At 64.5% G+C, this 304-nt stretch carries 1 protein-coding gene; it reads left to right on the forward strand.

Annotated features, from left to right (window positions below; genetic code table 11):
- Positions 1-304 (forward strand): ATP-binding cassette domain-containing protein (locus RTW80_RS28510; RefSeq protein ID WP_312721462.1); only part of this gene is annotated, 304 nt, incomplete at both ends.

Here is a 304-nt window from a genome sequence, read left to right on the forward strand (position 1 = left end):
CTACAGGCCCAGCGCGGCTGGCTGCGTCCGATCCCTAAGCGCGAGCAGAACGCGATTGCCGAGCGCTTCATCCGCCAGCTCGGTATACGTACCCCGAGCGCGGAACAGCCCATCGAGTTCCTCTCGGGCGGTAACCAGCAGAAGGTTCTCCTCTCGCGCTGGCTGCTCACCAGGCCGCAATTCCTGATCCTCGACGAGCCCACGCGCGGTATCGACGTGGGCGCGCATGCCGAAATCATCCGGCTTATCGAAACGCTGTGCGCCGACGGTCTGGCGCTGTTGGTGATCTCGTCTGAGCTGGAGG

This window comes from Escherichia sp. AM3, assembly GCF_032029835.1.
In the GTDB taxonomy this organism is placed as follows: domain Bacteria; phylum Pseudomonadota; class Gammaproteobacteria; order Enterobacterales; family Enterobacteriaceae; genus Escherichia; species Escherichia coli.